Below are 16,831 nucleotides of genomic sequence, written 5' to 3' on the forward strand. Positions count from 1 at the left end.
TCGCCCCAGGCGTACGAGGAGAGGACCAGTCATGCCACCGTCTCGCCGGCAGCCGCCGCCGGTGCGCCGCCGCCCCAAGGTCGCCGGCGCCGGGATCCGGCGTCCCTCGCCGAGGCCCCGCGACGAGGAGTACCCCGGGCCCGAGGAGGTCAGCGCGCCCGAGGTCGAGGAGGCTTCGGCGCCGGCCGAGCCCGCTTCGGCTGAGCCTGCATCGGTCGAGCCCGAGGAGGCCGCGGAAGCCCCGGCCGAGCCCCGGCGGCCCAGCCCGCGGCCGAAGGCCCGCGACGCGGGGGAGCCGAAGCCGGAGAGCTACGCCGAGGCCGAGGCCGCCGCGGCGGAGGAGGAGCCCGCGGAGCCGCGCCAGCGGCGCACGACCAGCCCGTACGTCCTGGCCGGCGCGTTGTTCGGCCTGGCGCTGGTGCTGGCCGGGTTCGCGGTGTGGTTCAAGATCGAGGGCAACCGCGTCGACGCGATGACGTCGAACACCGCCCTGCTGGACACGGCCCGCACCGCGGACGTCAGCAAGGCCGCGTCGAACGCCGTGGAGTCGCTGTTCTCCTACGACTTCAACAACATCGCCAAGACCCAGGACGCGGCCAAGGACCTGCTCCTCAACGACGAGGTGAAGGCCACGTACAACCGCATCTTCGGCGAGGTCGAGCGGCTGGCCCCGCAGCAGAAGATCGTGGTCACCGTGAAGGCGACCCGCAGCGCGGTGATCATGCTCGACGGGGACCGCGCGAAGGTCATGGTGTTCGTCGACCAGACCTCGACGCGCACGGACCAGAACCAGACCGCGAGCGGCAGCGCCCAGCTGTGGCTGAACATGCAGTACGTCGACGGGAAGTGGAAGGTGTCCGCCCTCGACACGTACGCGGCGGACCAGCCGACGCCGACGCCTGCGCCGTCCAGCGCGCCCCCGGCGTCCCCGGCACCGTCCCGCTGACCCCAACGGCACCACGGCCCGCCGAGCCCCCGGCCCGGCGGGCCGTTCCGCTGTCCTCGCCCAGCTGGTGCCCGGACGGACGCGCCCATCCCGTCGCCGCTTCCCGAGCCGGCTCACCGGGGCACGACGCAACACCCTCGCGCGCGTGAAGCGCGCCACTCGAAGCCGCCGCGATCGCTCCTCCGCGACGGCCGGACCGGGGCCGCCGCGCCGCTCCGCGGGGCCCCGTCACAACACCCGAGGACGATCTTGGACCGGCGTGAGCCGGCCCGCAACCCCTGGTGACCGCATCCGTCCCGGAGCGCCTCCGCGCGCACGAATCCCCAGGTCGAAGCCGTGTACGGACTGCGATGTCGTTGCGCCAACCGGCGGGTTCGCCGCGTGGCATCTTGACTCTTCGGCGCCGGGGGTTCACGCTTATCGCCAACGGCAGCACCCTGCGGGAGGGTCTGCCGGGAGGCGATGCCTGAGGACGTCGTGATCGAGGTGCGGGCCCCATCGAGAGGCCCCCTCGACAGAACGCGTCGTTCGGGCTAGACTGCTTCTTTGCGCTGCCCTCTTTCAGGCTGCCCGGAGACGGAAGCTAGGATAGTGGGCACACGGCACCCTTGACAGTCGCTTTAGCTGTTGCTAACGCGGCTGCGCACCGCTCATTGTCCCCGGAAGGACGCATCTTGGCAGTCTCTCCCGCGAACCAGGCCACTGCTGCGACCACCTCGGCTGTAACGGAGCCGAACCCGACGGGAATTCCCGGAGCCCCCAAGCGGGTCTCGTTCGCGAAGATCCGCGAGCCCCTCCCCACCCCCAACCTGCTGGACGTGCAGATCCAGTCCTTCCAGTGGTTCACCGGTGACGAGAAGTGGTTCGAGCGCCGCGTGAACGAGGGCGAGGAGAACCCCGTCGGCGGCCTCGAAGAGGTCCTCAACGAGATCTCGCCGATCGAGGACTTCTCCGGTTCGATGTCCCTGTCCTTCTCCGACCCGCGCTTCGACGAGGTCAAGGCCTCCGTCGAGGAGTGCAAGGACAAGGACATGACGTACGCGGCCCCGCTGTTCGTGACCGCCGAGTTCGTCAACAACAACACCGGCGAGATCAAGTCCCAGACGGTCTTCATGGGCGACTTCCCCGTGATGACCGAGAAGGGCACCTTCATCATCAACGGCACCGAGCGTGTCGTGGTGTCCCAGCTGGTCCGGTCGCCCGGCGTCTACTTCGACACCAGCGTCGACAAGACCACCGACAAGGACGTCTTCAGCGTCAAGATCATCCCGAGCCGCGGCGCGTGGCTCGAGTTCGACGTGGACAAGCGCGACACCGTCGGCGTCCGCATCGACCGCAAGCGCCGCCAGCCGGTGACCGTGCTGCTGAAGGCCCTCGGCTGGACCACTGAGCAGATCCGCGAGCGGTTCCACTTCTCGGAGACCCTGCTCGCGACGCTCGAGAAGGACCACACGGCCGGCACCGACGAGGCGCTGCTCGACATCTACCGCAAGCTGCGCCCGGGCGAGCCGCCGACCAAGGAGAGCGCCCAGACGCTCCTGGAGAACCTGTTCTTCAAGGAGAAGCGCTACGACCTGGCCAAGGTCGGCCGCTACAAGCTGAACAAGAAGCTGGGCCTGAACCTGCCGTACGAGACCGGCACCCTCACCGAAGAGGACATCGTCTCGACCATCGAGTACCTGGTCCGCCTGCACGCGGGCGAGACCAAGATGGGCGAGGGCGAGAACGAGGTCCCGGTCGAGGTCGACGACATCGACCACTTCGGTAACCGCCGCATCCGCACCGTGGGCGAGCTGATCCAGAACCAGATCCGGGTCGGCCTGTCCCGCATGGAGCGCGTCGTCCGCGAGCGGATGACCACGCAGGACGTCGAGGCGATCACGCCGCAGACCCTGATCAACATCCGCCCCGTGGTGGCTGCGATCAAGGAGTTCTTCGGCACCTCGCAGCTGTCGCAGTTCATGGACCAGAACAACCCGCTGTCGGGCCTGACCCACAAGCGCCGCCTCAACGCGCTGGGCCCGGGTGGTCTGTCCCGTGAGCGCGCCGGCATGGAGGTCCGTGACGTCCACCCGTCGCACTACGGCCGCATGTGCCCGATCGAGACGCCGGAAGGCCCGAACATCGGCCTGATCGGCTCGCTGTGCTCCTACGCGCGGGTCAACCCGTTCGGCTTCATCGAGACGCCGTACCGGAAGGTCGTCGAGGGCCGGGTCACCGACCAGGTCGACTACCTGACCGCCGACGAGGAGGACCGCTACGTCAAGGCGCAGGCCAACGCGCCGCTGACCGAGGACGGTCACTTCGCCGAGGCCCAGGTCCTGGGTCGACGCAAGGGTGGCGAGGTCGAGCTGCTCGACCCGCTGGAGATCGACTACATGGACGTGTCGCCGCGTCAGATGGTGTCGGTCGCCACGGCGATGATCCCGTTCCTCGAGCACGACGACGCCAACCGCGCGCTGATGGGTGCCAACATGCAGCGCCAGGCCGTGCCGCTGCTGCGCGCCGAGTCGCCGCTGGTCGGCACCGGCATGGAGCTGCGTGCCGCGGTCGACGCCGGTGACGTGCTCGTCGCCGAGCAGGCCGGTGTCGTCGAGGAGCTCTCGGCCGACCTCGTGACGATCATGCACGACGACGGCACCCGCAAGAGCTACGGACTGCACAAGTTCCGCCGCACCAACGCGGGCACCTGCTTCAACCACCGCCCGATCGTGTCGGAGGGCGACCGCGTCGAGGCCGGCCAGGTCATCGCCGACGGCCCGTCCACCGACCAGGGTGAGATGGCGCTCGGCAAGAACCTGCTCGTGGCGATCATGCCGTGGGAGGGCCACAACTACGAGGACGCGATCATCCTCTCCGAGCGCCTGGTGCAGGACGACGTGCTCACCTCGATCCACATCGAGGAGCACGAGATCGACGCCCGCGACACCAAGCTCGGCGCCGAGGAGATCACCCGGGACATCCCGAACGTCTCCGAGGAGGTCCTGGCGGACCTGGACGAGCGCGGCATCGTGCGCATCGGCGCGGAGGTCCGCGACGGCGACATCCTGGTCGGGAAGGTCACGCCGAAGGGCGAGACCGAGCTGACCCCGGAGGAGCGCCTGCTCCGCGCGATCTTCGGCGAGAAGGCCCGCGAGGTCCGCGACACGTCGCTGAAGGTGCCGCACGGCGAGACCGGCAAGGTCATCGGCGTCCGCGTGTTCTCCCGCGAGGAGGACGACGAGCTGCCCCCGGGCGTGAACGAGCTCGTCCGCGTCTACGTCGCGCAGAAGCGGAAGATCCAGCCGGGCGACAAGCTCGCCGGCCGCCACGGCAACAAGGGTGTCATCGGCAAGATCCTGCCGGTCGAGGACATGCCGTTCATGGAGGACGGCACCCCGGTCGACATCATCCTGAACACCCACGGTGTGCCGCGACGGATGAACATCGGCCAGATCCTCGAGCTGCACCTGGGCTGGCTCGCTTCGCAGGGCTGGAAGATCGAGGGCAACCCGGAGTGGGCGCATAACCTCTCCGAGGAGCTCTACGACGTCGAGCCCGGCACGAACACCGCGACCCCGGTGTTCGACGGCGCGCGGGAAGAGGAGCTCACCGGCCTGCTCGCGTCGACCCGGCCCAACCGGGACGGCGAGCGCATGGTCAAGGAGAACGGCAAGGCGACGCTGCTGGACGGCCGTTCCGGCGAGCCGTTCCCGTACCCGGTGGCCGTCGGCTACATGTACATCCTCAAGCTGCACCACCTGGTGGACGACAAGATCCACGCCCGCTCCACCGGCCCGTACTCGATGATCACCCAGCAGCCGCTGGGTGGTAAGGCGCAGTTCGGTGGCCAGCGCTTCGGCGAGATGGAGTGCTGGGCGATGCAGGCCTACGGCGCGGCCTACACGCTGCAGGAGCTGCTGACGATCAAGTCGGACGACGTGGTCGGCCGCGTGAAGGTGTACGAGGCGATCGTCAAGGGCGAGAACATCCCCGACCCGGGCATCCCGGAGTCGTTCAAGGTTCTCCTCAAGGAGCTGCAGTCGCTCTGCCTGAACGTGGAGGTCCTCTCCAGCGACGGCGCGGCGATCGAGATGCGCGACTCCGACGACGAGGACCTGGAGCGCGCCGCCGCCAACCTCGGCATCAACCTGTCCCGCAACGAGTCGCCCTCGGTGGACGACGTCGTGCAATGACGTAGCGACCGGGAGCGGGGCCACCTCCCGCGGCCCCGCTCCCGGTAGCCGACTCCTCTAGCCGAATCAACCCCAAAGGGGATGCAACGACGTGCTGGACGTCAACTTCTTCGATGAGCTCCGGATCGGCCTGGCGACCGCCGATGACATCCGTCAGTGGTCCTTCGGCGAGGTCAAGAAGCCGGAGACCATCAACTACCGCACCCTGAAGCCGGAGAAGGACGGGCTCTTCTGCGAGAAGATCTTCGGCCCCACCCGGGACTGGGAGTGCTACTGCGGTAAGTACAAGCGGGTCCGCTTCAAGGGCATCATCTGCGAGCGCTGTGGTGTCGAGGTGACCCGTGCCAAGGTGCGTCGTGAGCGGATGGGCCACATCGAGCTGGCCGCGCCGGTCACGCACATCTGGTACTTCAAGGGTGTTCCCTCGCGCCTGGGCTACCTGCTCGACCTGGCGCCCAAGGACCTCGAGAAGATCATCTACTTCGCGGCCTACGTGATCACCGGTGTGAACACCGAGCTGCGGCACAACGACCTGCCGACGCTGGAGAACGAGATCAGCGTCGAGCGGAAGAACATCGAGGCGAAGCGCGACGCCGACATCGAGGCGCGCGCGCAGAAGCTCGAGGCCGACCTCGCCCAGCTCGAGGCCGAAGGCGCCAAGTCCGACGTGCGCCGGAAGGTCAAGGAGGGCGGCGAGCGGGAGATGAAGCAGCTCCGCGACCGCGCCCAGCGCGAGCTGGACCGGCTCGAGGAGATCTGGACCACCTTCACCAAGCTCGAGCCGCGTCAGCTGATCGCGGACGAGACCCTGTACCGCGAGCTGTACGACCGCTACGGCGAGTACTTCACCGGCGGCATGGGCGCGGAGGCCATCCAGAAGCTGGCCACCGAGTTCGACGTCAACGCCGAGGCCGAGAAGCTGCGCGACACCATCCGCAACGGCAAGGGGCAGAAGAAGCTCCGCGCGCTGAAGCGGCTCAAGGTCGTCGCGGCCTTCCAGGCCACCGGCAACGACCCGCGCGGCATGGTCCTCGACGCGGTCCCGGTGATCCCGCCGGACCTGCGCCCGATGGTGCAGCTCGACGGTGGCCGCTTCGCCACCTCGGACCTCAACGACCTGTACCGCCGGGTCATCAACCGGAACAACCGCCTCAAGCGGCTGATCGACCTCGGCGCGCCCGAGATCATCGTCAACAACGAGAAGCGGATGCTGCAGGAGGCCGTCGACGCGCTGTTCGACAACGGCCGCCGCGGCCGTCCGGTCACCGGTCCCGGCAACCGGCCGCTGAAGTCGCTGTCCGACCTGCTCAAGGGCAAGCAGGGCCGGTTCCGCCAGAACCTGCTCGGCAAGCGCGTCGACTACTCGGGCCGTTCGGTCATCATCGTCGGCCCGCAGCTGAAGCTGCACCAGTGCGGTCTGCCCAAGGACATGGCGCTGGAGCTGTTCAAGCCGTTCGTCATGAAGCGGCTGGTCGACCTGAACCACGCGCAGAACATCAAGTCCGCGAAGCGGATGGTGGAGCGGGCCCGCCCGCAGGTGTGGGACGTGCTGGAAGAGGTCATCACCGGTCACCCGGTGCTCCTCAACCGTGCGCCGACCCTGCACCGGCTGGGCATCCAGGCCTTCGAGCCGCAGCTGGTCGAGGGCAAGGCCATCCAGCTGCACCCGCTGGTCTGCGAGGCGTTCAACGCGGACTTCGACGGTGACCAGATGGCGGTGCACCTGCCGCTGTCGGCCGAGGCGCAGGCCGAGGCCCGGATCCTGATGCTGTCGGCGAACAACATCCTGTCGCCGGCGTCCGGTCGCCCGCTGGCCATGCCGCGTCTGGACATGGTCACCGGCCTGTTCCACCTGACCCGTCTCGACGAGAACGCGGTCGGCGCCGGCCAGGCGTTCAGCTCCCCGGCCGAGGCCATCATGGCCTTCGACCGCAAGACGCTGGGCCTGCACGCGCCGATCAAGATCCGCGTCAAGGACCGTCAGCCGAACAAGGCCCAGATCGCCGAGCTCACCGAGAAGGGCTGGGAGCCCGGTCAGCCGTGGCTGGCCGAGACCACCCTGGGCCGGGTGCTGTTCAACGACCTGCTGCCTGCGGACTACCCGTTCATCAACGAGCCGCTGCCGAAGAAGCGCCAGGCGGCGATCGTGAACGACCTCGCCGAGCGGTACTCGATGACGCAGGTCGCGCAGGTCCTGGACCGGCTGAAGGACGCCGGCTTCTACTGGGCCACACGCTCGGGTGTCACGGTGTCGATGTTCGACGTCATCGTGCCGCCGGAGAAGAAGGAGATCCTCGACCGGTACGAGGCCAAGGCCGCGCAGGTGGAGAAGCGCTACCAGCGTGGTCAGCTCTCGCACGCCGAGCGCAACAACGAGCTGGTCAAGGTGTGGACCCAGGCGACCGACGAGGTCGCCGAGATCATGGAGGACGCCTTCCCGGAGGACAACCCGATCTCGATGATCGTGAAGTCCGGGGCGGCGGGCAACATGACCCAGGTCCGGTCGCTGGCCGGTATGCGTGGTCTGGTGTCGAACCCGAAGGGTGAGTACATCCCGCGCCCGATCAAGTCGAACTTCCGCGAGGGCCTGTCGGTGGCGGAGTACTTCATCGCCACCCACGGTGCGCGGAAGGGTCTGGCCGACACCGCGCTGAGGACCGCCGACTCGGGTTACCTGACCCGTCGTCTGGTGGACGTGTCGCAGGACGTCATCGTCCGGGAGACCGACTGCGGCACCAGCCGCGGCGTGACCCGGCCGATCGGCGAGAAGCAGCCGGACGGCACCGTGCTGCGCGGCGCGCACGTGGAGACCAGCGTGTACGCCCGGACGCTCGCCCAGGACGTCACCGACGAGCAGGGCAACGTCGTGCTCAACGCGGGCGACGACCTGTCCGACCCGGCCATGGAGAAGCTGATCGCGTTCGGCGTCACCAAGGTCAAGGTCCGCTCGGTGCTGACCTGCGAGTCGGCCGTCGGTGTCTGCGCGATGTGCTACGGCCGCTCGATGGCGACCGGCAAGCTCGTCGACGTGGGTGAGGCCGTCGGTATCGTCGCCGCCCAGTCGATCGGTGAGCCGGGTACGCAGCTGACGATGCGTACCTTCCACCAGGGTGGTGTCGCCGGTGACGACATCACGACCGGTCTGCCCCGTGTCACCGAGCTGTTCGAGGCCCGGGTCCCGAAGGGCAAGGCGCCGATCGCCGACGTCGATGGGCGCGTGCGCATCGAGGAGAGCGAGCGGTTCTGGAAGATCACGCTCATCCCGGACGACGGTGGCGAGGAGATCGTCTTCGACAAGCTGTCGAAGCGTCAGCGCCTGGCCAACACGCCGAACGGGCCGCTGCAGGACGGCGACCACGTGAACGTCGGCCAGCTGCTGCTCGAGGGCACGCCGGACCCGCACGAGGTGCTGCGTGTCATGGGCCCGCGCGAGGCGCAGATGCACCTCGTCGAAGAGGTCCAGAAGGTGTACCGGGCCCAGGGTGTGTCGATCCACGACAAGCACATCGAGGTCATCGTCCGGCAGATGCTGCGCCGGGTGACGATCATCGACTCCGGTTCGACGGACTTCCTGCCGGGCGAGCTGCCCGAGCGGACCAAGTTCGAGAGCACGAACCGGTCGGTCGTGGCCGAGGGCGGCGAGCCGGCCTCGGGCCGCCCGGTGCTGATGGGTATCACGAAGGCCTCGCTGACCACGGACTCGTGGCTGTCGGCGGCGTCGTTCCAGGAGACCACGCGTGTCCTGACCGACGCGGCGATCAACGGCCGCAGCGACAAGCTCGTGGGCCTCAAGGAGAACGTGATCATCGGTAAGCTGATCCCGGCGGGCACCGGCATCAACCGGTACCGGAACATCCAGGTGCAGCCGACGGAGGAGGCCCGGGTGGCGGCGTACGCCATCCCGTCCTACGACGACGGCTACTACACCCCGGACGTCTTCGGCACCGGCACCGGCGCCGCGGTTCCGCTGGACGACTACGACTTCGGTCGCGACTTCCGCTGACGTTGTTCGCGAGCCCCCGGTTCCCTTCGTGGAGCCGGGGGCTTCGTCGTGTCCGGGGCGGGCCGCGGAGGTAGCGTGAGGCGCGAGTTCACACGAGCGACACGAGGAGGGCGTTGTGAACGCAGAGCAGACCCCGGATGAGGCGCCGTCGAGAGGGCGGCACGCAGCGCCCGAGGGCGCCCCGACGCACCCGGCGATCGACCTGTCGAGGGACCCCAACCCGGGCAAGCCGGACCACGCCAAACCCGACGAGGACGACTAGGTCTTTGCCCGTGAAGAGGGGCCCCAGGCACGCGCCTGGGGCCCCTTTTCGCATGGCTCAGAAGTCGAGCTTGCCGCTGATCTCGGCGTCGTCCATGTCCGGATCCCCGGCAGCCCCCCGCCGCTCGACGGCGTCCTTGAACGGCTGAACGGTCTCGCTGGCCGCCTTGGCGGTGCCCGCCAGGTCCGGGACCTTGATCTCCTCGCCGCTGCCGTCCTTCGCGATGTTGTCGTAGGTCGAGAACACCTTCTCCTTGGCGGCCTCGACCGCCGAGTCCCGGATCGTCTTGCCTGCCCGCTCGCGGATCGCGCCGCCGAGCGTCTCGGTGCCGTCCTTGAGCTTGCCGACGAGTTCGTCGCCGAGGTTCTCGGTCAGCGTGCCGTCGACGAGCTTGCCGACCCGGCTGTCCGCGGTGCCCAGGCCGTCGGCGAGCTTCCGGAACCCGGGGATCTTCGCCAGGAACGCCTGGATCCTGCCGATGAGCTCGTTGAGCTTGTCGATGATCTGCTTGAGCTTGAGAACCCAGCGGTTGGCCTTCATGGTCTCCGTGCCTGCTCGCACGGCGGTGGCTCCCGTCGCCACGGTGAGCGAGCCGCCGAACGTGACAGTGGACGCCGCGAGCGCGGAGAGCCAGGTCACGATCAGCCACTCCACGAAGTCGCTGATGATGCTGGTGATCACGTCCTTGATCACGCTCATCACGGCCGAGCTGACCGCGAGCAGTGTCGCGATCTCGCCGGTGGCGCCCGCGGTGCCCGTCAGCCCGTCCCGGAACTCCGCCAGCCGTTCGCCCGCCGCCGCGGCAGCGGGGCCTTCCCAGCCGGCAAGGCCCTCGACGAGCAGCTTCTCGGTGTCGGCGCACAGCCGCTCGATGTCCCCGCCCAGCGCGTTGAAGGCGTCCGCGCCGGCTTGCAGCGCCTCTGGATCGCCGGTGACCAGCTCGAGCGCCTCGTTGAGCGGCTCGATCCAGCTGATCAAGAAGCTCACGCCGTTGGAGATCAGCCAGCCCAGCGGATCGGAGACGATGCCGGTGATGGTGCCGGCCGCCTCGTCCACGAAGCTCGTGGCTGCGCTGAGCGCGTGGAAACCGTCGCTCGCCAGCGCCCGGAGGTCGCCGTCGTCCATGGCCTGCCGGAGCTTGGACGTGGCGTCGAACGCCTGTTCGCCCTTGTCGTAGAGCTGTCCCGCCGGGGTGTCCGCGAGGCGCTCCAGGTTCGCCTCGGTGTCGTACTCGCCCGCGACGTCGCCGAGGTGGCCGACCAGCGCCTCTTCGTTGGTCGGCACGTCAGACCACCCCCTCGGCTGCCTCGTCCAGGTCTTCGCCGATGTCCCGGAACGCGGCGACCACGCCGTCGTCCATGGCGGCGTACATGTCCGCGGCCTTCGTCAGCTTCGCGCCGATCGCCTGGTAGCCCTCGGCCATCTGCGCCAGGTGGTCCTTCAGCTGGCCCAGCATGTCCCGGTAGACGGTGTGCACGATGGGCTGCCCGAGCAGGCCCCACGACACCGGCGGCACGTCGGCGTCCTGCATCTGCTGCTGCAAGGCGCTGACCTGCGAGGTCTGCGCGGCCGCCGCGGCGGCCGTCTTGCGCAGCGCTCCGACGTCGACCGAGAAGCCCCCGCTCACCGGCGGTCACCCTCGTCGAACGGGTCCAGGAAGTCGTCGTCCTCGGCGGGCCTGCGGCGGACCTCCGGGCGGGCCGGGCGGGCCGGCTGCTGCTCGGCCAGGAAGTCCTCCTCGGCGAAGTCCGCGCCCTGGTCGATGGGCCGCTGCGGCACCACCGGGCGCTCGTCCGCGACCGTCGCCTTCAGCGCGGCCACGCTGGTGCCGAACGCCTCCGCCTGGGTCTGCAGCACCTGCTCCAGCACGTTGCTGGACGGCCCGAGCGCGTCCTGCACGATCGCCGCCTGCCTGCGGGCCGCCGCGGCGACCGCCTCGTGGATCGTCGTCGTGATCGTCGACGACAGCTGGATCGCGCTGCCCTGCAACGCCTCCTCGGTCACCCGCACCGACTGCACGCTCCCGCCCGGCCCGGCGACGACCGTCACGCCCCGGTCGGGGGAGGACACGGTGACCGACAGCTCGCCGATCTCGTCCTTCATCCGGGTGAACGCGGCCTGCCGCTGCTCACCCTGCTGCTTCAGTTCGTCGATCCGGCGCAGCTTCTGCTGCAGCTGCTCGACCAGGTCGCCATGGCTGCCGTAGGCCATGCAGGTCCCTCCCCGTGGTGAATTACGCACCTTCGGTATCGGATCATGCACCACCCGTGTGTGCGCCGGGCACGCTTCCGTGGAACTCACCGATTCGATTGATCACTTTTCGCCACGCGGGAATTCCACCGCCAATTCCGGCGTTGTTACTGATGCCGAAGATGCCCGCCGACCTGCTCGAACGCGCCGGCCGACGGTGTCCCGACAGTTGGCGGAACGGTCCTGTGCGGCCGTCTTTCCGCTAGACTCGCCACACCACCTTCTCGCCGGAGCCGGGGTGTGAGCCCGTTAGGGACCCCCGATGCCACCGCCTGCCGCAAGGGCGGGTATCTTTGACGACTGTGCCCGGCATGCGTCGGGCCGCTCTGCGTGCTTTTCGGCCAAGCGGGGATGCTCCGGCATCGTGGCGACGGCCGCGGCGAAGCGGAGCTCCACGGAAATCCGAGGGAACGTTAGCGGTCGAGAGACCCAGACGCGGGCCGACACGCCCGACCTCGGGGGCCGGGGAGACCAAGACGGAACAAGCAAGACGCGACAGAAGGCTGGTCCATTGCCCACGATCCAGCAGCTGGTCCGCAAGGGCCGCCAGGACAAGGCTGCCAAGCAGAAGACCGCGGCCCTCAAGGGGAGTCCGCAGCGGCGTGGCGTGTGCACCCGCGTGTACACCACGACGCCCAAGAAGCCGAACTCGGCGCTGCGCAAGGTCGCGCGTGTCAAGCTGACCAGCGGCATCGAGGTCACCGCCTACATCCCGGGCGAGGGCCACAACCTGCAGGAGCACTCGATGGTGCTCGTGCGCGGTGGTCGTGTGAAGGACCTGCCCGGCGTTCGCTACAAGATCATCCGCGGTTCGCTCGACACCCAGGGTGTGAAGAACCGCAAGCAGGCGCGCAGCCGGTACGGCGCGAAGAAGGAGAAGAGCTAATGCCCCGCAAGGGTCCGGCCCCGAAGCGGCCGCTGATCTCCGACCCGGTCTACGGTTCTCCGCTGGTCACGCAGCTGATCAACAAGGTGCTGACCGACGGCAAGCGCTCGCTGGCCGAGCGCATCGTCTACGGCGCGCTGGAAGGCGCCCGTGAGAAGACCGGCACGGATCCCGTCGTCACGCTGAAGCGTGCGCTGGACAACGTGAAGCCGAGCATCGAGGTGAAGAGCCGCCGCGTCGGTGGTGCCACCTACCAGGTGCCGATCGAGGTCAAGCCGGGCCGCTCGACGACCCTTGCGCTGCGGTGGATCGTCAGCTTCTCCCGCGCCCGCCGTGAGAAGACCATGATCGAGCGCCTGCAGAACGAGCTGCTCGATGCGAGCAACGGCCTCGGGGCCAGCGTGAAGCGCCGCGAGGACACCCACAAGATGGCCGAGTCCAACAAGGCGTTCGCCCACTACCGGTGGTGAACGTAGCCCGGCTGCCGAGACAAGCCAGGCCGGGCCCCAAGCTTCGAGACAGGGGAACAGTGCAGTGGCACGCGACGTGCTGACCGACCTGAACAAGGTCCGCAACATCGGCATCATGGCTCACATCGACGCCGGTAAGACCACCACCACCGAGCGGATCCTGTTCTACACCGGGATCAACTACAAGATCGGCGAGGTGCACGACGGCGCCGCGACGATGGACTGGATGGAGGAGGAGCAGAAGCGGGGTATCACCATCACCTCGGCTGCCACCACCACCTTCTGGGCCGACCACCAGATCAACATCATCGACACCCCCGGCCACGTCGACTTCACCGTCGAGGTGGAGCGTTCGCTGCGGGTGCTCGACGGTGCCGTTGCCGTCTTCGACGGCAAGGAGGGTGTCGAGCCCCAGTCCGAGCAGGTCTGGCGCCAGGCCGACAAGTACGAGGTCCCGCGCATCTGCTTCGTCAACAAGATGGACAAGCTGGGCGCGGACTTCTACTTCACCGTGCGCACCATCGAGGAGCGCCTCGGCGCTCGCCCGCTGGTCATCCAGCTGCCGATCGGCGCCGAGAGCGACTTCCAGGGCGTCGTCGACCTGGTCCGCATGAAGGCGCTGACCTGGCGGGGCGAGGTCAAGAAGGGCGAGGACTACGAGGTCGAGGAGATCCCGGCCGACCTCGCCGACAAGGCCGCCGAGTACCGCGACAAGCTGATCGAGGCCGTCGCGGAGACCGACGACGCCCTGATGGAGAAGTACTTCGGCGGCGAGGAGCTGTCCGAGGCCGACATCAAGGCCGGCATCCGCAAGCTGACGGTCGCCCGCGAGGCGTACCCGGTGCTGTGCGGCTCCGCGTTCAAGAACAAGGGCGTGCAGCCCATGCTGGATGCGGTGATCGACTACCTGCCGTCGCCGCTGGACGTCCCCGCCGTCGAGGGCACCCTCACCGACGGTGAGACCCCGGCGTCCCGGAAGCCGTCGGTCGACGAGCCGTTCGCGGCGCTGGCGTTCAAGATCGCCGCGCACCCGTTCTTCGGCAAGCTGACCTACGTCCGGGTGTACTCGGGCAAGGTCGCCGCCGGCGCGCAGGTCATCAACTCGACCAAGGAGCGGAAGGAGCGCATCGGGAAGCTCTTCCAGATGCACTCCAACAAGGAGAACCCGGTCGACGAGGCCCAGGCCGGCCACATCTACGCGGTCATCGGCCTGAAGGACACCACGACCGGTGACACCCTGTGCGACCCGCAGAACCCGATCGTCCTCGAGTCGATGACCTTCCCGGAGCCGGTCATCAAGGTGGCCATCGAGCCCAAGACGAAGGCCGACCAGGAGAAGCTGTCGACCGCGATCCAGAAGCTGGCCGAGGAGGACCCCACCTTCCAGGTCCAGCTGGACGAGGAGACCGGTCAGACGATCATCGCGGGCATGGGCGAGCTGCACCTCGAGGTGCTGGTCAACCGCATGAAGTCCGACTACAAGGTCGAGGCGAACATCGGTAAGCCGCAGGTCGCCTACCGCGAGACGATCCGCCGCACGGTCGAGAAGTACGAGTACACGCACAAGAAGCAGACCGGTGGTTCTGGTCAGTTCGCGCGCGTGATCATCAAGCTGGAGCCGCTGTCCACTGGCGACGGCGCCCTCTACGAGTTCGACAACAAGGTCACCGGTGGCCGCGTGCCGCGCGAGTACATCCCGTCGGTGGACGCCGGTGCCCAGGACGCCATGCAGTACGGTGTCCTCGCCGGTTACCCGCTGGTCGGGCTGAAGGTGACCCTGTTGGACGGCGCTTACCACGAGGTCGACTCGTCGGAAATGGCCTTCAAGATCGCCGGTTCCATGGCGCTCAAGGAGGCCGCGCGCCAGGCCAGCCCGGTTCTGCTCGAGCCGGTCATGGCCGTCGAGGTGACCACCCCCGAGGACTACATGGGTGACGTCATCGGCGACCTCAACTCTCGCCGTGGCCAGATCCAGGCCATGGACGAGCGGGCAGGCACCCGAGTCGTGAAGGCACTGGTTCCGCTGTCCGAGATGTTCGGGTACGTCGGCGACCTGCGGTCTCGTACCCAGGGTCGGGCGAACTACTCGATGACGTTCGACTCCTACGCCGAGGTTCCCTCGAACGTCGCGAAGGAGATCATCGCGAAGGCGACGGGGGAGTAAACCCCTCCGCACCCAACGCGGGCGCGCACAGGGGCCTCCCCTAGGGTCCGCACAACCGACCAGATCGATCGCCGTTCGGCTGCCACGCCGTCCGGTGAAGCAAAAGCAAGAGTCCAGGAGGACATTCCAGTGGCGAAGGCGAAGTTCGAGCGGAGCAAGCCGCACGTCAACATCGGGACCATCGGTCACGTCGACCACGGCAAGACCACGCTGACCGCGGCGATCACCAAGGTTCTGCACGACAAGTACCCGGAGCTCAACGAGTCCCGGGCGTTCGACCAGATCGACAACGCGCCGGAAGAGAAGCAGCGCGGCATCACGATCAACATCTCGCACGTCGAGTACCAGACCGAGAAGCGTCACTACGCCCACGTGGACGCCCCCGGTCACGCGGACTACATCAAGAACATGATCACCGGTGCCGCCCAGATGGACGGCGCGATCCTGGTGGTCGCCGCGACCGACGGCCCGATGCCGCAGACCCGTGAGCACGTGCTGCTCGCCCGCCAGGTCGGCGTGCCCTACATCGTGGTGGCCCTGAACAAGGCCGACATGGTGGACGACGAGGAGATCCTCGAGCTCGTCGAGCTGGAGGTCCGCGAGCTGCTGTCCTCGCAGGAGTTCCCCGGCGACGACGCCCCCGTGGTCAAGGTCTCCGGCCTCAAGGCCCTCGAGGGCGACGCCAAGTGGGCCGAGTCGGTTCTCGAGCTCATGCAGGCCGTCGACGACAACGTGCCGGACCCGGTGCGTGACCTCGACAAGCCGTTCCTGATGCCGATCGAGGACGTCTTCACCATCACCGGCCGCGGCACCGTCGTGACCGGTCGCGTGGAGCGCGGCCAGATCAACGTCAACGAAGAGGTCGAGATCGTGGGTATCCGCGAGAAGTCGACCAAGACCACCGTCACCGGTGTCGAGATGTTCCGCAAGCTGCTCGACTCGGGCCAGGCCGGTGACAACGTCGGTCTGCTGCTCCGCGGCATCAAGCGCGAGGACGTCGAGCGCGGCCAGGTCGTCGTGAAGCCCGGCACCACGACTCCGCACACGGAGTTCGAGGGCTCGGTCTACATCCTGTCCAAGGACGAGGGTGGCCGGCACACGCCGTTCTTCAACAACTACCGCCCGCAGTTCTACTTCCGCACGACCGACGTGACCGGCGTCGTGACCCTCCCCGAGGGCACCGAGATGGTCATGCCGGGTGACAACACCGAGATCAAGGTGCAGCTCATCCAGCCGGTCGCCATGGACGAGGGTCTGCGGTTCGCCATCCGTGAGGGTGGCCGGACCGTCGGCGCGGGCCAGGTCACCAAGATCATCAAGTGATTCCATCCGGCCCCGGAGTGCTTATAGCACCCCGGGGCCGGGTTGTGGAACCACGTGTGCGACACTAGTTGAGTTGCTCGTTGCGGGGCGGCCGATATCTCTAGAGAAATCGGCCGCCCCGGCGCGAGCGGCCTTGGTCCGTGGGTTTCCCAGGGGGAGACCGCGGGCGCGACAGATGGCCGGCACGGCCGTCTCGCGGTGAAGACCAACCGGCACGACGACGATCCTCCTACGGGATCAGTCTGCGCAGCGGGCGCGACACGCCCGACCGCGTGGATCGGACGCGAGGGCGTTGACGTGCGGAAACCGGCGCGAATGCGCGGGTAGAGATAGCGGCACAAGACGAAGGAAC

11 protein-coding genes are annotated in these 16,831 nt (G+C 68.1%); 8 read left to right on the top strand and 3 right to left on the bottom strand.

The window, feature by feature from the left end; genetic code table 11:
* Positions 1 to 31 precede the first annotated feature (31 nt).
* The 4 genes from ACCP09_RS00275 to ACCP09_RS00290 all read left to right on the top strand — a co-directional run bounded on the left by ACCP09_RS00275 (position 32) and on the right by ACCP09_RS00290 (position 9,386).
* A complete protein-coding gene (locus tag ACCP09_RS00275) occupies positions 32 to 946 on the top strand; it encodes a hypothetical protein (protein ID WP_433742398.1) in 915 nt (304 codons plus the stop codon).
* A gap of 674 nt (positions 947 to 1,620) precedes the next feature.
* Positions 1,621 to 5,121: a DNA-directed RNA polymerase subunit beta gene (locus tag ACCP09_RS00280; RefSeq protein WP_433742400.1), complete on the top strand. Its 3,501-nt coding sequence runs from the start codon at positions 1,621 to 1,623 to the stop codon at positions 5,119 to 5,121.
* A gap of 91 nt (positions 5,122 to 5,212) precedes the next feature.
* Positions 5,213 to 9,124: a DNA-directed RNA polymerase subunit beta' gene (locus tag ACCP09_RS00285; RefSeq protein WP_017986597.1), complete on the top strand. Its 3,912-nt coding sequence runs from the start codon at positions 5,213 to 5,215 to the stop codon at positions 9,122 to 9,124.
* A gap of 115 nt (positions 9,125 to 9,239) precedes the next feature.
* Complete coding sequence (locus ACCP09_RS00290) at positions 9,240 to 9,386, top strand: hypothetical protein (protein WP_123684003.1); 147 nt, start codon at positions 9,240 to 9,242, stop codon at positions 9,384 to 9,386.
* Between the two features lie 57 nt (positions 9,387 to 9,443).
* On the opposite strand, the gene ACCP09_RS00295 is transcribed toward ACCP09_RS00290, so the two are convergent.
* The 3 genes from ACCP09_RS00295 to ACCP09_RS00305 are packed head-to-tail and all read right to left on the bottom strand — an operon-like array spanning position 9,444 to position 11,597.
* The gene (locus tag ACCP09_RS00295; RefSeq protein WP_433742403.1) at positions 9,444 to 10,670 is read right to left on the bottom strand and encodes a WXG100 family type VII secretion target; all 1,227 of its coding nucleotides are present in this window, start codon (positions 10,668 to 10,670) and stop codon (positions 9,444 to 9,446) included.
* Position 10,671: 1 nt separating this feature from the next.
* Positions 10,672 to 11,013 (bottom strand): type VII secretion target, encoded by a 342-nt coding sequence (locus ACCP09_RS00300; RefSeq protein ID WP_027932630.1) that lies wholly within the window; start codon positions 11,011 to 11,013, stop codon positions 10,672 to 10,674.
* Positions 11,010 to 11,597, bottom strand: a complete 588-nt coding sequence (locus ACCP09_RS00305) for a YbaB/EbfC family nucleoid-associated protein (RefSeq protein ID WP_027932629.1) — start codon at positions 11,595 to 11,597, stop codon at positions 11,010 to 11,012. The genes ACCP09_RS00300 and ACCP09_RS00305 overlap by 4 nt, the downstream gene beginning before the upstream one ends.
* 550 nt (positions 11,598 to 12,147) lie before the next feature.
* On the opposite strand from ACCP09_RS00305, the gene rpsL reads away from it, so the two are divergent.
* The 4 genes from rpsL (at position 12,148) to tuf (ending at position 16,479) form a co-directional block, all read left to right on the top strand.
* On the top strand, positions 12,148 to 12,522 hold the full coding sequence (gene rpsL / locus ACCP09_RS00310) for a 30S ribosomal protein S12 (RefSeq protein ID WP_003102113.1): 375 nt from the start codon (positions 12,148 to 12,150) through the stop codon (positions 12,520 to 12,522).
* The gene (gene rpsG / locus ACCP09_RS00315; RefSeq protein WP_017986602.1) at positions 12,522 to 12,992 is read left to right on the top strand and encodes a 30S ribosomal protein S7; all 471 of its coding nucleotides are present in this window, start codon (positions 12,522 to 12,524) and stop codon (positions 12,990 to 12,992) included. The genes rpsL and rpsG overlap by 1 nt, the downstream gene beginning before the upstream one ends.
* Positions 12,993 to 13,056: 64 nt before the next feature.
* Positions 13,057 to 15,156, top strand: coding sequence for an elongation factor G (fusA, locus tag ACCP09_RS00320; RefSeq protein WP_433742410.1), 2,100 nt, complete (start codon positions 13,057 to 13,059; stop codon positions 15,154 to 15,156).
* 129 nt (positions 15,157 to 15,285) lie between these two features.
* A complete protein-coding gene (gene tuf, locus ACCP09_RS00325; protein ID WP_017986604.1) occupies positions 15,286 to 16,479 on the top strand; it encodes an elongation factor Tu in 1,194 nt (397 codons plus the stop codon).
* Positions 16,480 to 16,831: the final 352 nt, after the last annotated feature.

Origin of the sequence: Amycolatopsis sp. 3B14 (assembly GCF_050958625.1) — a bacterium.
Taxonomy (GTDB): domain Bacteria; phylum Actinomycetota; class Actinomycetes; order Mycobacteriales; family Pseudonocardiaceae; genus Amycolatopsis_E; species Amycolatopsis_E thermoflava.